Genomic DNA, 17947 nt, shown 5'->3' with positions numbered 1-17947 from the left:
TTTAATCATCGGTTTTTTTCTGTGGGTAAGAAAAAAGTAAAATATTTTTTTGCCTGCCCTTGAAGTATCATAAATAAGTCCCCACTTGATTTATTATGATACTAGTTTAATGAAAGTATACTGGTATCAATCCTCTTACCTGATATGGACTTTCTTATAGGAGAGCTATCAATGAATATTCGTCCATTGCATGATCGTGTAATCGTCAAGCGTAAAGAAGTTGAATCAAAATCTGCTGGCGGTATTGTGCTGACTGGCACTGCTGCGGGTAAATCCACTCGTGGTGAAGTTCTGGCTGTGGGCAATGGCCGCATCCTTGAAAACGGTGATGTGAAAGCACTGTGTGTGAAAGTTGGAGATATCGTTATTTTTAACGATGGTTACGGTGTTAAGTCAGAGAAGATCGACAACGAAGAAGTGTTGATCATGTCTGAAAGCGACATTCTGGCAATTGTTGAAGCGTAATTGTTGCGCTTAGATCTTCTTAACTGAACGAATTTAAAGGAAAGAAACAATGGCAGCTAAAGACGTAAAATTTGGTAGCGACGCTCGCGTTAAGATGCTACGTGGTGTGAATATTCTTGCTGATGCAGTAAAAGTGACCCTGGGCCCTAAAGGCCGTAACGTTGTGCTGGATAAATCTTTCGGTGCTCCTGCAATCACTAAAGACGGCGTTTCCGTAGCTCGTGAAATTGAACTGGAAGACAAGTTCGAAAACATGGGTGCTCAGATGGTGAAAGAAGTTGCCTCTAAAGCGAATGATGCTGCGGGCGACGGCACAACAACAGCAACTGTATTGGCTCAGTCTATTGTTACTGAAGGTCTGAAAGCCGTAGCCGCGGGTATGAACCCAATGGATCTGAAACGCGGTATTGACAAAGCCGTGGTTGCAGCAGTGGCAGAGCTGAAAAAACTGTCCGTACCTTGCTCAGATTCCACCTCTATTGCTCAGGTAGGTACTATCTCCGCGAATTCCGACGAAACTGTGGGTAAATTGATCGCAGAAGCGATGGATAAAGTCGGTAAAGAAGGTGTAATCACCGTTGAAGAAGGTACTGGCCTAGAAGACGAGTTGGATGTCGTTGAAGGTATGCAGTTCGATCGTGGTTACCTCTCTCCTTATTTCATCAACAAACCAGAAAACGGTTCTGTTGAATTAGAGAACCCATATATTCTTCTGGTAGATAAAAAAATCTCCAACATCCGTGAACTGTTGCCAGTTCTGGAAGGTGTAGCTAAGGCAAGCAAGCCTTTGCTGATTATTGCTGAAGATGTTGAAGGTGAAGCACTGGCTACTCTGGTTGTTAACACCATGCGTGGCATCGTCAAAGTTGCTGCGGTTAAAGCGCCTGGCTTCGGTGACCGTCGTAAAGCTATGCTGCAAGATATCGCTGTCTTGACTAACGGTAATGTTATTTCTGAAGAGATTGGCCTGGAGTTGGAAAAAGCAACTCTGGAAGATCTGGGTCAGGCAAAACGTATCGTTATCAACAAAGATACCACTACCATCATTGATGGCGTTGGTGAAGAAGTTGCAATTGCAGGTCGTGTTTCTCAGATCAATCAGCAGATCAAAGAATCCACTTCTGATTATGACCGTGAAAAACTGCAAGAGCGTGTAGCTAAACTGGCTGGCGGTGTTGCTGTTATTAAAGTTGGTGCTGCAACAGAAGTTGAGATGAAAGAAAAACGTGCTCGCGTTGACGATGCTCTACATGCAACTCGCGCAGCAGTAGAAGAAGGCGTGGTTGCTGGTGGTGGTGTTGCACTGGTTCGCGTTGCGGCTGCTATTGCTGGTCTGAAAGGCGATAATGAAGATCAAAACGTAGGTATCCGTGTTGCAATGCGCGCGATGGAAGCTCCTCTGCGTCAGATCGTTGACAACGCGGGTGAAGAGCCATCTGTTATCGCAAACAGCGTGAAAGCAGGTGAAGGCAACTACGGTTATAACGCAACTACTGAACAGTATGGCGATATGATCGCAATGGGTATTCTGGATCCAACCAAAGTAACCCGTTCTGCACTGCAATTTGCAGCATCTATCGCTGGCCTGATGATCACTACTGAATGTATGATCACTGATATGCCTAAAGACGATAAAGCTGATTTAGGCGCAGCAGGTGGTATGGGTGGCATGGGCGGTATGGGCGGCATGATGTAATAGTCGCGTAGGTCGCTAGCCTGGTGGGTTACGTCCAAGTGGGTACTAACTAAAGTTGTACTTATTACCTTCCCGCCGAAATAGCATTTGGTAAAATCCGATATTCGGGCTGAGGTTTAAGCCCGGATATTGGTCTCCGTTTTATTAAGTGATCGATTTATTAGGATAGCAGGAGTGTTTTTCCGTCAATCCTGTTTTTGCTAACGCGCTGATGAACGATGCAAGAAATGCTCTTGCTATAACGTTCTCTTTTCCTGTCTCTCTCCTCAGCACTATCCAGTGTGTCATGCTCGTGATTAAACGTTTGGGCAATACAGTTCTGTTTTGTACTTGTGTGGAGCTATGACTTTATAAAGTGACTAGCCTCTTTATCAGCTTAAAAAACGATTTAATGTTCCACTATCTTGTTCGTTAACAGCGTCAATCCCAATGCTGTATCAATAAGCAAAATTGTTACCTAAATTTCAGATAGGGATTAACGGTATTCGATCATATTTATCCCGTAGACATTGACCGTAAGCACTTAAGGTGTTGGGTAATAAAAGCGATTTGGCATGGGATAAATCCTTAAGCAAAAAAATATTTCCTTAAGTTTAGAAAAAATGAGCATATTAGACTAAAATTCATTGATTCATAGGACTTTGGAAAATAATTCAAATATCTATGCACAAATTTAATCGATCCACAGAAATGGCTGTATTCGTTCAGGTAATTGAATCGGAAGGTCTCTCTGCTGCTGCTCGCAAGCTCGATATGACGCCATCAGCAGTCAGTAAGCTTATTAATCGACTGGAGATGCGGCTTGGTGTACGGCTATTGAATAGAACAACACGTAAACTTCAATTAACGGCTGAGGGTTCTGTTTTCTATGAGCGTAGTGTCAGGATTTTGGAGGACATCACAGCCGCAGAGCAAGAGACAAATCAGGGAACAGCACCGCGCGGACGGATACGTGTGAATTGTCATGTTGCGTTTGGAAAACATTGTTTGATGCCGTTATTACCGGACTTCCTGCAACGCTACCCGGAGATCACACTCGACATCTCATTATGTGACTTGATAGTGGATTTACTTGATGATCGTAGCGATGTCGCAATTCGTACCGGTCCTTCTGTGGACGACTCGTGTCTCATGGTACGTCGGTTGGGGTCAAGTCGAATGGTTGTGGTAGGATCTCCTTCATACCTTGAAAGAGTGGGGATGCCTGCTACGCCTAGCGACTTAGGTTGCTACAATCGACTTGGTTTTGGTTTCACCCGTCATGTGAAAGCTTGGCCTTTCATTGGTTCGGAAGAATGGGTGCAACAATTGCCTTCCGGGAATTTGTTACTTGGTGATGGAGAAACCATGCGTAAAGCTGCGATAGCAGGACTTGGCTTAGCACGACTGGCCCGTTTCCATGTGAATGCTGATATTCAGGCCGGTTTGTTGCTACCTGTACTTGAGAACTATAATCCTGGTGATAAGGAAGAAGTATATGCCGTTTTTGTCGGCACAGACAGGCAACTTCCATCACGAGTACGAGTATTTCTCGACTATCTAACAGAGCACATCCATATTGGTGATGGATGGTGATAACCATAAAATTGGTACCACGAAAATGTTTGATCGAATGTTATCGTGGTATCAATGGAATATCTGTATCCAAATTGAATTCGTGTTAAAAAGGCATAATTATTTGTATATAATAAAATACACATAAAATTCAGATGAGTATAATCGCTAAGTCATCTTAATAAGTGGAATTTTTATGAAATATAATATCAGATAATGACTTAATAAAAGATTATCGTGAGATATTGCCGGCTCAAAACTGTTGATAGGTGTTCTAATAGTATTTCTGATGAGGTGGTTTAAGTTTAATATCATTCGCAACATGAGAATTGAATTTAGCAGATAGAAAACAAGTACAAATATGGCTAGCTGGAATATATGTCAGATGATTATTATAAGTTTATTCAATATTTTTCCAGGGGAGATTAACAAACTGGTTAAATATTTACATAACCAATGGGATAATTAATGAGTTGCTTTTTTATGGAAAAAGTAATTTATTGAGCTTATTCGTGTTATTTGTTCGATTATTTTTCTCTATTTTCTTACTGCATTCACCTTGGCATAAAATATTTTTGACCTAAACACTTTACTGAAGGATGACTTTATAAATTATTTTTTGCGATATTGGTGTACAACAAGGTATATTGATGATTAATTGTCGAATTTCCAACAATGGGTGAGGAAAAACATGCGAATTAAAGTTTTGCTCAGTGCTTCAGTATTGTTACTATTGGCAGGGTGTACAACTACTAACCAATTAACTTCTGGTGGTTCACAGGTTCGATTTGTTGATATTAAGCCAGGCAGCGAGTGTCAGCTATTGGGTGAAGTAACAGGTACGCAAAGCAATTGGATGACTGGTGTAGGTAATGAAAGCAGCTCGATGCGTGGGGCAGCCAATGATTTGCGCAATAAAGCCGCAGTTATGGGGGGAAATGTGATTTATGGAGTCGCCAGTCCGAGTGAAAGTCTGTTATCGAGCTTTGCGCCACTGGATAGTAAAATGATTGGTCAAGTCTATAAATGTCAGTAATGGCATTCAGAATTTGAATGGCATGCCCGGCTGAAAAATATCCGGGCATGAATTTTTTGTTAATTTTGTCTTAGTCCCAAATCAAGAGGTGTCTTACTCGGTTCTCCACCGATTTCCCTTGCTAGACGTGGTACTAAATAACCTGAAATTTTTGTCAGCAATTCCCGAATAAGTTCCTTGGCTTCTTCATCACTGACCATAAAATGGGCGGCACCCTGTACTTTATCCAACACGTGAATGTAGTAAGGTAGAATACCGGCATCAAACAGAGCATTGCTCAGGTCAGCCAGAGTATCAGAATTATTATTGACACCGCGTAACAGCACACTTTGATTTAGTAACGTGATACCTGCTTGTTTCAGCAATATCATACTGTTCCGTAAGGATTGGTCGATCTCATTAGCGTGATTGATATGTGTCACCATGATCACCTGTAATCTCGATTGTGCCAGTCGATCACAAAGCGTTGTTGTGATCCGAGCAGGAATAACCACAGGCAGACGAGTATGAATACGCAGTCGTTTGATATGGGAAATCTTTTCTAGATTACTGATCAACCAATCAAGTTCGTGATCTTTTGCCATTAAAGGATCGCCGCCGGAGAAGATAATCTCATCAAGTTCAGGATGTTGCTGAATGTAATCTAACGCTTGTTGCCAATTGCGTTTATTACCTTTGTTATCTTCGTATGGGAAATGACGGCGGAAACAATAACGGCAGTTAACTGCGCATCCTCCTTTAACCAGCAATAGTGCTCGATTACGGTATTTATGTAATAGACCGGGGACAGCACTGCGTTGTTCATCCAGAGGATCGGTAGAAAAACCCGGTGTAAGCGTGAATTCTTCTGGTGTGGTTATAACTTGAAGTAGCAGCGGATCATTAGGATCGTTTACTTGCATACGCGCAGCAAAAGCCCTAGGTACCCGTAGTGGAAACAGGCGGCGTGCGTCGCTCCCCTTGCTCAATGTCGGGTGTTCATCTAAGGATAATAATTGTAATAATTCATCAGGGTCGGTAATAACATCTGCAAGTTGTTTCAACCAGTCTTCTCTGATGATGATCTTTGGGGTTATAATGTGCGCCATTTTTTGGCTAAGCCATTTTGTTTAGAAAGAGGATCTCCATGGCTACTTATAGTACCAATGAATTCCGTTCAGGTCTTAAAATCATGTTAGATGGCGAGCCGTGCGCTATTCTTGAAAGTGAATTCGTGAAGCCGGGTAAAGGTCAGGCGTTTGCACGTGTTCGTATTCGTAAGCTGATTTCCGGTAAACTGCTGGAAAAGACCTTCAAGTCTACTGACTCTGTAGAATCTGCCGACGTAATGGATATGAACCTGACTTACCTGTATAACGATGGTGAGTTTTGGCACTTTATGAATAACGAAACCTTCGAGCAGTTAGCTGCTGATGAAAAAGCAGTTGGCGATAATGCGAAATGGTTAGTAGAACAAGCTGAGTGTATCCTGACGCTGTGGAATGGTCAGCCTATCTCTGTGACTCCGCCAAACTTTGTTGAATTGGAAATTACTGATACTGATCCAGGTCTGAAAGGTGATACCGCAGGTACGGGCGGTAAACCAGCAACTTTGAGCACTGGTGCGGTAGTTAAAGTACCTCTGTTCGTTCAAATCGGTGAAGTGATTAAAGTGGATACTCGTTCTGGTGAATACGTTTCTCGCGTAAAATAATTACCGACTGTATTCGATAAAAGCCGCAGTTCTGGAAGCAGACTGTGGTTTTTCTTTATTGGTGATTATACAGAGCGTGGCTATTTTGTTCTTTAAGCTCACGATATTGTGTTATTGATACTGCAATTTTACACGACTATAATTTATCACTGTTTCTAATGGTTATCCGGGACGACCTGGATATACTGCCGTTTTCTGGGGACGACTCCACAACTATACTATTATGGGGCGTTGATATGTCCTGGTTTGTTCTTGTTATTGCTGGTTTATTCGAAGTCGTCTGGGCGGTTGGCCTGAAATATACTCATGGTTTCACCCGGTTGATACCGAGCCTTATTACCGCTGGCGCTGTGGCGCTCAGTATGGGGTTGCTTGCTTATGCGATGAAAGGTTTACCAATAGGTACAGCTTATGCAGTGTGGACTGGAATAGGTGCAGTGGGTACCGCCATTTTTGGCATTATAGTGTTCGGTGAGTCTGCAAGTTTTGCCCGGATTCTAAGTTTTGTTCTGATTATCGCCGGTATTATCGGCCTGAAATTGTCCAGTTAATATTGAACTGCACGCCAAAGATTTCACATTTTGGCAGTGCAGCTTCTATTTTCACTCGTGTAGTTTTTCCTTTAGTGAATCAAAAGCAGGAGAGTTTCGGAGAAATACATATATCTCGGATGATAGATTGAATGAGTTAAAGGCCGGATGAACCAGCCTTTAAAGATATTTTCCAGCATAAAAGCGTGTGAGGGTAGGTTTTCGACAACATCGATTAGGGTAAAGAGTATTTATAACCTCAGCTCGTTGCTATTCAACTGTTGTTATTCAACTACAGAGTAAAAACGCCAATGATAGCGACAACACTCAGAATCGTTGCCAGGCCGTAGAAAATCCATTTACTCGCAGGAATATGAATTTTCAGGTCATGCATACCGTGGTGGATACGGTGTGAACCGCACCATAATGGTAGAATAATCATCAGTAATAGAAATGCACGACCAATAAAGCTCTGGCAGAAAGTCAGAATTCGTGTGTAGCTTAACGCTTCCGGCGCTACTCCCAATGGTAAAAGGATAGCTACGAGTAAAATAATAGCTGGAGCCACAATGGCACCCCACATACCACCGGCACCAAATAATCCCCAAAAAATCGGTTCATCGGAACGTTTAGGTATTTGCTTCATGAGATCCTCCTTGAGGTTAAAGTAAGGCTATACCTAAGATAATCGTGGTGACGATAATAGTGACGGCCCATAGCAGTTTGATTACTGGCTCAGGTCCCATCTTTTCGCCTTTTATCACCACGTTAGCTGCTTTCGGCGCTAGCTCAAACCAGGTTTTAGTATGCAGTAGAGCACCTAGCAGAGTGATGAGATTAATCAGCAGGATAACGGGGTTTTTTAGGAACGTGACAAATGCATCCCAGTTTTGTGCGCCGCCTTTTAGAGCGAATAGACCGTATATCAGCAAGATACTGAACCACATAGTCGTCACTGCGGTACTTTCACGCAGAATATAGAAGCGGTAAAAGCTCAGTTTCTGCCACCAGTTGGGGGCCATGCTGCGGATATAAGGTTTACGTTTAGTCGTCATTATTTTCTGTCTCCCCTTATTGTGGTTTTAGCATGGCGATCATGAAATCTTTCGCGCTTTCGATCTTGCCTTGTTGGATAGCCGCAGCGGGATCGACATGTTTTGGACAGACCTCAGAACAGTAACCAACGAATGTACAGCTCCATACCCCATTCTGGCTATTAAGTTGGGGCATACGCTTTTTCTTACCGTGGTCACGGTTGTCTAGGTTGTAACGGTGAGCCAGCGTGATCGCCGCCGGGCCGATAAATTCAGGATTCAGACCAAACTGAGGGCAAGCGGCATAACATAAGCCACAGTTGATACAGCCGGAAAATTGATGATATTTCGCCATCTGTGCTGGAGTTTGAATATTTGGACCTTCAGAAGGTCTGCGGTTATTCCCGATGATGTATGGTTTGATGGCTTCCAGGCTTTCAATGAAGTGGGTCATATCCACTACCAGGTCACGTTCAATAGGGAAGTTAGCGAGCGCTTCAACTCTCATTCCTTGAGGATAATCACGTAGGAAGGTTTTACAGGCTAGTTTCGGCACGCGGTTAACCATCATGCCGCAAGAGCCACAGATAGCCATACGGCAAGACCAGCGGTAAGAGAGGTCGGGAGCGAGATTGTCTTTAATGTAACCCAGGGCATCAAGTAGAGAAGTTTGCTCATCATAAGGAACTTCATAGGTTATAGAATGGGGTTTATAGTCACTTTCCGGGTTATAGCGCATGACCTCCATTCTCAGGGTGTTTATATCAACCATTCTCCTGCTCCTTATACTTTTTCTCTTGTGCTGCGGCTTCGCCGCCATATACACGTTTTGCCGGTGTGGATTTGGTGATTTTTACATCGCTGTATTCTAGGTGAGGGACACCCCCAGAGTTATAGAAAGCGAGTGTATGTTTTAGGAAATTTTCATCATCACGTTCGGTACATCCTTCATCCAGACGTTGATGAGCGCCACGGGACTCTTTACGGTTTATTGCAGAGTGAATCATACATTCAGCCACATCCAAGCCAAAGCCAAGCTCAATGGTGTACAGTAGATCCGTGTTGAACACATTGGTGTTATCGGTGATTTTCACCCGTTTGAAGCGATCTTTTAGTTCAGCAATCTTATCGATCGTTTTTAACATGAGTTCAGGGGTGCGATAGATACCGCAGCCTTCTTCCATCGAGATCCCCATTTCATCACGGATCTTCGACCAACTTTCCGTCCCTTTCTGTTTTAGTAAGTTGTTCAAACGTGCGACTACATCACGAGCCTGGGCATCCAATGAGCGGTCATTAACGGATTTGGTTTGTTGAATATGTTTTACTGCTTCTTCACCCGCCAGACGGCCGAAGACCACCAATTCAGCCAGAGAATTGGAACCAAGGCGGTTTGCGCCATGCAGGCCGACAGAAGAGCATTCACCGACAGCGAACAGTCCTTTAATACGGGTTTCACATTTCTGGTCAGTTTCGATGCCACCCATAGTGTAATGTGCTGTAGGACGGACCGGAATGGGTTCTTTAACGGGATCAACACCGACATACGCTTTTGCCAGTTCACAAATGAAGGGTAGTCGTTCAAATAATTTCTTCTCTCCCAAATGGCGTAGATCGAGATAAACCACATCGCCACGTGGAGTTGAAATAGTACGACCGGCACGCCATTCATGCCAAAAAGCCTGAGAAACTTTGTCACGGGGACCTAGTTCCATATATTTATTTTCAGGTTTGCTTAATGGAGTTTCAGGGCCGAGGCCATAATCTTGTAAATAGCGGTAGCCATCTTTGTTGACCAGAATTCCGCCTTCACCACGACAACCTTCTGTCATTAGGATACCGGAACCTGGCAGACCGGTTGGATGGTACTGAACAAATTCCATATCACGCAGTGGTACGCCGTGACGGAATGCCATGCCCATACCATCACCGGTCACGATACCGCCGTTGGTATTGTAACGGTATACACGGCCTGCGCCACCGGTTGCCATAATAACGGCATTGGCTCTTATCTGAATTTTGGTGCCTTCCATCATATTTAGTGCAACCAGACCGCGTACGTGCCCTTCATCCACCAGAATATCGAGGACAAAATGCTCATCAAAGCGCTGGATTTGAGGGTACTTAAGGGAGGTTTGGAATAGCGTATGTAACATGTGGAAGCCAGTTTTATCCGCAGCGAACCAGGTGCGCTCTATCTTCATACCACCAAAACGACGCACGTTGACGGAACCATCTTCCCGGCGGCTCCACGGACAGCCCCACTGCTCTAGCTGGATCATTTCTGTCGGGCAATGTTCGACGAAATATTCAACAACATCTTGCTCGCATAACCAGTCACCACCGGATACGGTATCGTTGAAATGGAAGTCGTAGGAGTCGTGAGCTTGGGTGACTGCGGCTGATCCACCTTCTGCTGCTACAGTGTGGCTACGCATTGGGTAAACTTTTGAGATCAGAGCAATTTTCATTTGAGGATTAGCTTCAGCGGCGGCAATTGCGGCACGCAGACCGGCACCTCCGGCTCCGATAATAGCGAGATCGGCATTAAAGATTTGCACTGTGCTTCTCCATTGTTTAAGTGAAATTAATGAGTGAACAAAATGGTCGTAACTTTCCTACAATGTTGTTGTTATTGTTTCTTATATCGCAAAATTCTGTAGGTAAAATCCGGTGCTTTAACGATTAAGGTCAGCTATTTATTACTATTTGTATTGGATTAAGTATAGCGAGTTCTCGGTGAGGTAAATTTGATATGAAAGGGTATTTTGTTGGATTTGATTATAAAAACTTGATCTGGGTCAAGAATTAGTTACTTTATTTGGCATTGATCAATAGCGTTATTATCTAAGTAGAATAGGATAGCTCATAATGGAACTGGGCATCAAGGCTATACAATGTGAATTTTATTTTTCTGTTGTTTTTTGCTAGTGTCATAAATTACTTAAGTGCAATAGGGTTTTGAAATTTTATTTTGTTTATAATTTATGGCCGTTTAATTTAAATATGAAAATCATTTCCCTTTATTCAATAAATGAATGTTATGTTTAAACTTTAAACAATCTATCATTAGGAATAAATATATGGATATGGCTTGCAAGTTTATTCTTTTGATCTATATTTATTAATGGGAGTTTATTTTCACAGGTATATACTCTATGGATTTCAAGATGCATCGCGGCGGCAAGGGAGCGAATCTCCGGGAGCATAGAGAGCTATGTGACCGGGGTGAGTGAGTGCAGCCAACAAAGAGGCAACTTGAAAGATAACGGGTATAGTGATAACTGATATTTAAATAGTCTTGTCATGCTGAATACAATTTAATTTAGTAATTTAAATATATTTAAATGAGGGAATATTATGGGATTACCAAATATCACTATTGCATTACAAGCAGATAATAATCTCTACCTGAGTCGAATAGATCAGGCAGGGGTTCAGTACATTGAAGCTGTTAAATCTGCCATTGATATATACTCAAGATATAAATTAATACAGCTTGGTACTAATAAGATAGCGCTTCTTGCTGATAATGGGCTTTATTTGAGCCGAATTACTCGATCTGGTGGTGATTATATTGAAGCGGCAAAATCGAGTATTGATATTTATTCTACGTTTACAGTAGAGGATGTCGGATGTAATGTGATAGCTCTACGTGCAGATAACGGGAAATACTTAAGTCGAATTACTCAGAGTGGTGTTGATTACATTAAGCCGGATAAAGTTAATTTAGACGTGTATTGCCACTTTAAAGTGACCACACTAATTGCATAAATAATGATCTTTACTTGAGTTTTTTATGGTGGTCAGGTAAAACTGACCACTATTATTTTCTTATTTTTTCACTAATGATATCGGTTATTTAATATATCAGATAAAAGCCTGTTACTTATTTCAAGATAATTAGATAATAATGGAATTTAAGGCTATTTATAATATTTGAATTAATTATTCAGAATGATTTTTTATTTTATTTATAGTTTTTTGCTTTATAATTTAAATGTGAAAATTATTTGTGTTTAATGAATATTATCATTAAATCTAAAATGATTACATCATTCAAAGTAGACGCCAAAATATATTTTGGTATTTAATAATTATATCAATTGTATATATTCATTGAAAGTATTTTATATTTTCAGGAATAGTAAAATGTGATGTTTAAATTAATAAGTTATAACTAATATAGCGGAATGAAATAAATTAAATATATTTAAATAGGAGAATATTATGGGATTATCAAGTAGCCCTATTGCATTACAGGCAGATAATGGGTGCTATTTAAGTCGAATTGATCGAGGAGGAGGGTTTGACTTTATTGAAGCTAATAAATCTATTATTGATATTTACACCAAATATTCTGTAACACAACTTAGCTCCAATAAGATAGCACTTCGTGCAAGCAATGGCCTCTATTTAAGTCGAATCTCTCTGGCTGGCAGTGATTATATAGTAGCGACAAAATCAGACATTGATGTTTATTCAATTTTTACTTTAGAGTATATCGACGATAATGTGGTAGCTTTGTGTGCAGATAATGGGAAGTATCTGAGTCGGATCAATGCCGGTGGTATTTTTAATTATATTAAACCGGATAAATACGACTTGGATATATATTGCCAGTTTAAAGTTTTAAAATTATAATTGGACAATTTTGATCTTTAATTACATATTATTATAGTGGTCAGTTTTACCTGACCACTATTATGTTAATAGCAAAACAATAGTATTAGTCACTTAATACACCAGATAAAATATTAATTATATTTCGTGATGATTTTATTGGCAATGTATTATTCGTGTTACTGATCATATTATAATTATCATCTTAAATTATTTTTCAGTTTTCTTATAATATCTCACTTTTAATTTAAATATGATAATTTACTCTGGTTATTTAATAATTGTCTATGTCGTCCATAATAAAGAGAGGATATATTTTATTGTTTAATGATAGTAGTATATATTCAACAAGAGGATTTTATTTATATGGGTATAGCGATTCGATATGAAGTTTAAATGATATTCTATACCCTATGGATTTCAAGGTGCGTTGCGATGGCAAGGGAGTGAATCCACGGGAGCATAGGTAACTATGTGACCGGGGTGAGCGAGTGCAGTCAACAAAGAGACAACTTGAAAGATAACGGGTATATTGAAACGGAGTCTATGATGGCACTATCAGAGCACACTATCGCCTTGCAGGCAGATAATGGACTCTATTTGAGTCGATTCAGTCAAGGAAAGGTTAATTACATTCAGGCTGGAAGATATACTCTTGGTGCTTCTTCCCGGTATGTAGTGACGCTATTTGATGCTTATACAATGGCACTTCGGGCAGACAATGGGCTCTATTTGAGTCGGGTTGCTCGTCCTGGCGGTAATTATATTGAAGCTGCAAAATTTAGTATTGATGTTTATTCTACGTTTACTGTAGAAGATGTCGGCTATAATTTGATAGCACTAAAGGCAGATAATGGAAAATATCTGAGTAGGATCAGCATAAAAGGTATTAATTATATTAAGCCGGATAAAACTCATATAGATGTATTTTGCCATTTTAAATTGATAACTCTGTTAGAGTAAATGGTGATTTTGTCTGGTATTGGCTTTGTGGTGTCAGGAAAAATCGATCACTATTTTATTGTTTATCTGACGGTAATAGTTTGTCTGATATGTATGATGCAGGTAGACTGCACGTTTGGTTTTATTTTGGAGTCATTTACATGAGCGAAACAGCAAACTGGCAGCCAAGTGCACCTATCGCCAACTTGTTGAAACGAGCGGCTATTTTAGCAGAAATACGGCGCTTTTTCGCAGATCGTGGGGTATTGGAAGTTGAAACACCTGCGATGGGGCAATTTACAGTGACTGATATTCAATTGTTTCCTTTTCAGACGGAGTTTGTTGGTCCAGGTGCCGCGGATGGTATGACCCTTTATCTGATGACAAGCCCGGAATATCACATGAAGCGCCTGCTGGCAGCAGGAAGTGGCCCTATTTATCAGCTTGGTCGCTGCTTCCGTAATGAAGAGGCGGGTCGTTATCATAATCCTGAGTTTACCCTGCTGGAATGGTATCGGCCTCACTATGATATGTATCGTTTGATGAATGAAGTTGATGATTTACTTCAGCAGATCCTTGACTGTGAAAGTGCGGAATCACTCTCTTATCAACAAGCTTTCCTGCGTTATCTGGATATTGACCCGCTATCAGCAGAGAAAGAAAAGTTGCGTGAAGTCGCGGCCAAGCTGGATCTGAGTAATATTGCTGATATAGAAGAAGATCGGGATACTTTATTGCAACTTTTGTTTGCTGTTGGTGTTGAACCACATATTGGTACTGAAAAGCCAACTTTTATCTACCATTTTCCGGCTTCTCAGGCTTCTTTGGCGGAAATTAGCAAAGAAGATCATCGGGTGGCAGAGCGTTTTGAAGTCTATTTTAAAGGCGTTGAATTGGCAAATGGCTTCCGTGAGCTAACTGATAGTAATGAGCAGCGTCAGCGTTTTGAACAGGATAACCGTAAACGTGCGGAGTTAGGTTTACCTGTTCGACCAATTGATGAAAATTTGGTTGGAGCCTTGAAACAAGGAATGCCTGAGTGTGCAGGCGTGGCGCTTGGTGTCGATCGTTTGGTGATGTTGGCTTTGCGGGCTGAAAAGCTCAGTGATGTTATGGCTTTTTCGATAAGTAAAGCGTAATTATTCAGCGACAGGAACAGGGCGCAGGTTGAGGCGCCCTGTTTGCATCTTATTTATGTTGATGATGTTTTTGCAGGAATTTCACACCTAAGTCAGGAAAATCGGTGAATAGACCGTCTACACCTGCTTGGTTATACATGATATCGAAAAGTTGATCGCCGCTAGTGACGTATTTAGGCAGTTGATCAACCCGAACCGTGTATGGATGAACTTCCATATTATTGGCGTGAGCCTCTTTCACCATACTGGTTAACTTAATATTGGTTGGTGTGGAATCCGTAGCCACAATCATATGGTAATCAGGACCAATGCCATCAGCATATTTTGCCACTTTTTTCATGGCATCTGGTTTGAACATCCAGTCATAGCTGTAATTTGTCCATTTGCCGTCTGATTGTTTTTCATAAGTTTCATTCCAGTCGGTGTAGGCGATAAGTTGAATTAGTTTCAGATCCATGCCTAACTTGGGTTCCAGTTCGTTTTTGATGCGTTTAAGTTCGTTGACATCAAAGCATTGCAAGTAAACTTTGTCACTTTTCTTGGTGTAACCGTACTCTTTCAGCACTGCCAGCACCTTAGTGGAAATATCTTTACCCTCTTGCTGGTGAAACCACGGTGCTTTGATTTCAGGGTAAATCCCAATGTTTTTGCCGGTAGATTTATTTAATCCCTGAACAAATTCAATCTCTTCTTGAAAAGTGTGGATTCGAAAATCAGATTTCCACATCGGGAAACGGTGGGAGAAGCTTTGTATCTGTTGATTATTTTGAATATCGAAGCCTTCCGTGAATTTTAATGATTTGATTTCGGACAAGGTAAAGTCGATGGCATAGTAGCGTCCATCTTTGCGGGCACGACCTGGGAATTTATGGGCAACGTCAGTGACACGATCAAGGTAGTGGTCGTGTAAGACTATCAGCTCATCATCTTTAGTCATGACCAGATCTTGTTCCAGATAATCAGCACCTTCGGCATAAGCCATTGCTTTGGCTGGCAGAGTGTGTTCAGGCAGATATCCACTTGCGCCTCGATGGGCGATAACAATCTTATCCGCCGCTTGGGTGATACCTGACATCGATGAGGCTAAAATCATACCTGTTATTATTGTTTTGATTGGGGCTTGCATGTGTGTTTCTCCGTTTTAGCGATGAGATGAAATTTATCTCATTAAACTGTGTGTTTGGCTGTGTTAATAACACTGACTAACATAATCTCTTAGCTTAGTTTGGATATTGAAAAAAGCCGCAGCATATACAATGATGCGGCTTAATTAATATTATCAGTGATATATCACAGTTTAATGACAGAGGTTAGCCATATTGTTGGGCGATTTCTTGTTTATGTTTTTTTTCGGTAATCGTGACGATTAGCAATAGAATAACGGACAAGATACTACCACCAATCATTACCATAAAGCCGCTGTCCCAACCGAAAAAGTCAACGGTGTAGCCGATGATAGCACTTGCAGCAACAGAGCCACCTAAGTAACCAAATAAACCGGTGAAGCCGGCGGCTGTACCAGCGGCTTTCTTTGGTGCCAGTTCAAGGGCATGTAGACCAGTCAACATTACTGGGCCGTAGATAAGGAAGCCAATAGTCAACATGCAAGCCATATCTACAGTAGGATTACCAGGTGGGTTCAGCCAGAATACGACAGTTGCGATAGTGACCAGTGTCATAAAGAACACACCGGTTGCACCACGGTTACCTTTAAATATTTTGTCTGACATCCAGCCACATAGTAACGTGCCTGGGATACCCGCATATTCGTACAGGAAATAAGCCCATGAAGATTTATCCAGTGCGAAATGCTTGGCTTCTCGTAGATAGGTTGGTGACCAGTCAAGAATACCGTAACGTAGTAGATAAACAAATACGTTAGCCAAAGCAACCATCCACAGCAGTTTGTTCGGTAACACGTACTGCATGAAAATCTGTTTAGCTGTCAACTCATTTTCATTTTTATCTGTATAATCAGAAGGATAATCGTTTTTGTACTCTTCGATTGGTGGCAAACCACAGGATTGTGGTGTGTCACGTATCAGGGCAAACGCAATCAATGCAACGAGAATTGCGGCGAAAGCGGGCATGTAAAGTGCGGCTTTCCAGTCATTGAACCACGCCATACCCAATAGGAATAGCAATGGTGGTAAGCCGCCACCGACATTATGTGAGCAGTTCCAGATAGAAACGATACCGCCACGTTCTTTCTGTGACCACCAGTGCACCATAGTACGTCCACAGGGAGGCCAACCCATCCCCTGGAACCAGCCACATAGGAACAGCAGTACAAACATGATAGTGATATTGGAAGTTGCCCAGGGCACGAAACCCATAAATAACATAACAAAAGCTGCGAGGATCAGGCCCGCAGGTAAGAAGACTCGTGGATTAGAACGGTCGGATACGGAGCCCATGATAAATTTGGAGATGCCGTATGCGATAGAGATCCCAGATAGTGCGAAACCGAGATCACCTTTGGAAAAACCCTGCTCAACCAGATAAGGCATTGCGAGTGCAAAGTTTTTCCTTACCAGATAGTAAGCAGCATAACCAAAGAAGATCCCCATAAAAATTTGCCAGCGTAAGCGACGATAGACTGGATCTATCTGTTCTGTTGACAGTCGGGACCTATGAGGTGCCGGCTTGAAAATACTTAACATATTTTGCCTCCGATGGCATTTTTGGTTTTATAAACAGCTTGCCGGTTGACTAATGCCACCGGATGGGAGAATGAAAGGTTTTGTAAGTGGTTATTTTCCATAACGAAAATTATGATAGTCGAAATAACCCAACCTATCTGTGAAACAACCCTCAGTTGTCACAGTTGTTTTTCCCCGGCGACAATTCTGAGTGATTTGTTAACTTTTTAAAATGTACTTTACCAATGAAATTGTGACTATCGTCACAATAACGAGCTTTATTTAATTATTGGTGAGCGTTTTTGGTTCGTTTTTGTTCTTTATCAAACAAAAACCATAGTTTTTATGCATCTTCTATTTGTCATTCTATATGTATCCGTCCAGACGAAGGGATCTTCTCAATTTATGGTGAATGGGCTGCTAATCGATTTTAACGATAAACATACTGTTTTGACGGTATGCCAATAATCTGCCAGACTCATAATTTATACAGTTGTATAGCTGATATACCCAGTGGAGGAACCATGACGACACGTTATGACAGCGATTTTTATGGTTGGACGCAGGAGCAAGCCAGTTTGCTTCGTTCCGGT

General features: G+C 41.5%; 17 protein-coding genes. 10 read left to right on the top strand and 7 right to left on the bottom strand.

The features are described 5' to 3' along the window. The first annotated feature begins 171 nt into the window (after window positions 1-171). The 4 genes from EAE91_RS16985 (at window position 172) to EAE91_RS16970 (ending at window position 4751) form a co-directional block, all read left to right on the top strand. Window positions 172-465: a co-chaperone GroES gene (locus EAE91_RS16985; protein WP_036809429.1), complete on the top strand. Its 294-nt coding sequence runs from the start codon at window positions 172-174 to the stop codon at window positions 463-465. A gap of 49 nt (window positions 466-514) precedes the next feature. Beyond that, window positions 515-2161 (top strand): chaperonin GroEL, encoded by a 1647-nt coding sequence (gene groL, locus EAE91_RS16980; protein WP_036809426.1) that lies wholly within the window; start codon window positions 515-517, stop codon window positions 2159-2161. A 690-nt stretch (window positions 2162-2851) separates the two neighbouring features. Next, window positions 2852-3736: a LysR family transcriptional regulator gene (locus tag EAE91_RS16975; protein ID WP_244868893.1), complete on the top strand. Its 885-nt coding sequence runs from the start codon at window positions 2852-2854 to the stop codon at window positions 3734-3736. 670 nt (window positions 3737-4406) lie between these two features. Then, on the top strand, window positions 4407-4751 hold the full coding sequence (locus tag EAE91_RS16970; protein WP_214089516.1) for a DUF4156 domain-containing protein: 345 nt from the start codon (window positions 4407-4409) through the stop codon (window positions 4749-4751). 59 nt (window positions 4752-4810) lie between these two features. Here EAE91_RS16970 and epmB read toward each other — a convergent pair whose 3' ends face one another. Next, entirely contained in the window at window positions 4811-5839 is a 1029-nt protein-coding gene (epmB, locus tag EAE91_RS16965; RefSeq protein ID WP_214089515.1) for an EF-P beta-lysylation protein EpmB, read from the bottom strand. Window positions 5840-5877: 38 nt separating this feature from the next. Here epmB and efp point away from each other — a divergent pair, with 38 nt between their 5' ends. Together efp and sugE are read left to right on the top strand one after the other, a co-directional pair. After that, window positions 5878-6444, top strand: coding sequence for an elongation factor P (efp, locus tag EAE91_RS16960; RefSeq protein ID WP_036776062.1), 567 nt, complete (start codon window positions 5878-5880; stop codon window positions 6442-6444). 236 nt (window positions 6445-6680) lie between these two features. After that, the gene (sugE, locus tag EAE91_RS16955; protein WP_036776061.1) at window positions 6681-6995 is read left to right on the top strand and encodes a quaternary ammonium compound efflux SMR transporter SugE; all 315 of its coding nucleotides are present in this window, start codon (window positions 6681-6683) and stop codon (window positions 6993-6995) included. Window positions 6996-7266: 271 nt separating this feature from the next. Here the strand turns inward: sugE and frdD are convergent, their stop codons facing one another. From frdD to frdA, 4 genes are read right to left on the bottom strand one after another with little or no spacing between them, the layout of a single operon-like run. Continuing rightward, on the bottom strand, window positions 7267-7620 hold the full coding sequence (frdD, locus tag EAE91_RS16950; RefSeq protein WP_214089514.1) for a fumarate reductase subunit FrdD: 354 nt from the start codon (window positions 7618-7620) through the stop codon (window positions 7267-7269). Window positions 7621-7636: 16 nt separating this feature from the next. Beyond that, window positions 7637-8029: a fumarate reductase subunit FrdC gene (gene frdC, locus EAE91_RS16945; protein WP_214089513.1), complete on the bottom strand. Its 393-nt coding sequence runs from the start codon at window positions 8027-8029 to the stop codon at window positions 7637-7639. 16 nt (window positions 8030-8045) lie between these two features. After that, window positions 8046-8780 carry a succinate dehydrogenase/fumarate reductase iron-sulfur subunit gene (locus EAE91_RS16940; protein WP_214089512.1) on the bottom strand — a complete coding sequence of 245 codons (735 nt, stop codon included), beginning with the start codon at window positions 8778-8780 and terminating at the stop codon, window positions 8046-8048. Next, window positions 8773-10569 (bottom strand): fumarate reductase (quinol) flavoprotein subunit, encoded by a 1797-nt coding sequence (frdA, locus tag EAE91_RS16935; protein WP_214089511.1) that lies wholly within the window; start codon window positions 10567-10569, stop codon window positions 8773-8775. Before frdA ends, EAE91_RS16940 begins: the two co-directional genes overlap by 8 nt. Window positions 10570-11368: 799 nt before the next feature. Here frdA and EAE91_RS16930 point away from each other — a divergent pair. The 4 genes from EAE91_RS16930 to epmA all read left to right on the top strand — a co-directional run bounded on the left by EAE91_RS16930 (window position 11369) and on the right by epmA (window position 14712). Continuing rightward, on the top strand, window positions 11369-11782 hold the full coding sequence (locus EAE91_RS16930) for a fascin domain-containing protein (RefSeq protein WP_214089510.1): 414 nt from the start codon (window positions 11369-11371) through the stop codon (window positions 11780-11782). 456 nt (window positions 11783-12238) lie between these two features. Continuing rightward, a complete protein-coding gene (locus tag EAE91_RS16925; RefSeq protein WP_214089509.1) occupies window positions 12239-12652 on the top strand; it encodes a fascin domain-containing protein in 414 nt (137 codons plus the stop codon). Window positions 12653-13180: 528 nt separating this feature from the next. After that, a complete protein-coding gene (locus EAE91_RS16920) occupies window positions 13181-13594 on the top strand; it encodes a fascin domain-containing protein (protein WP_214089508.1) in 414 nt (137 codons plus the stop codon). A 140-nt stretch (window positions 13595-13734) separates the two neighbouring features. Continuing rightward, entirely contained in the window at window positions 13735-14712 is a 978-nt protein-coding gene (epmA, locus tag EAE91_RS16915) for an elongation factor P--(R)-beta-lysine ligase (protein WP_214089507.1), read from the top strand. A 49-nt stretch (window positions 14713-14761) separates the two neighbouring features. On the opposite strand, the gene glpQ is transcribed toward epmA, so the two are convergent. Beyond that, window positions 14762-15838 carry a glycerophosphodiester phosphodiesterase gene (gene glpQ / locus EAE91_RS16910; protein WP_214089506.1) on the bottom strand — a complete coding sequence of 359 codons (1077 nt, stop codon included), beginning with the start codon at window positions 15836-15838 and terminating at the stop codon, window positions 14762-14764. A gap of 184 nt (window positions 15839-16022) precedes the next feature. Then, complete coding sequence (glpT, locus tag EAE91_RS16905) at window positions 16023-17375, bottom strand: glycerol-3-phosphate transporter (RefSeq protein ID WP_214089505.1); 1353 nt, start codon at window positions 17373-17375, stop codon at window positions 16023-16025. Window positions 17376-17947: the final 572 nt, after the last annotated feature.

This window comes from Photorhabdus noenieputensis (genome assembly GCF_018448935.1).
GTDB classification, from domain to species: domain Bacteria; phylum Pseudomonadota; class Gammaproteobacteria; order Enterobacterales; family Enterobacteriaceae; genus Photorhabdus; species Photorhabdus noenieputensis.
This window is presented reverse-complemented; position numbering and strand designations above follow the sequence as displayed.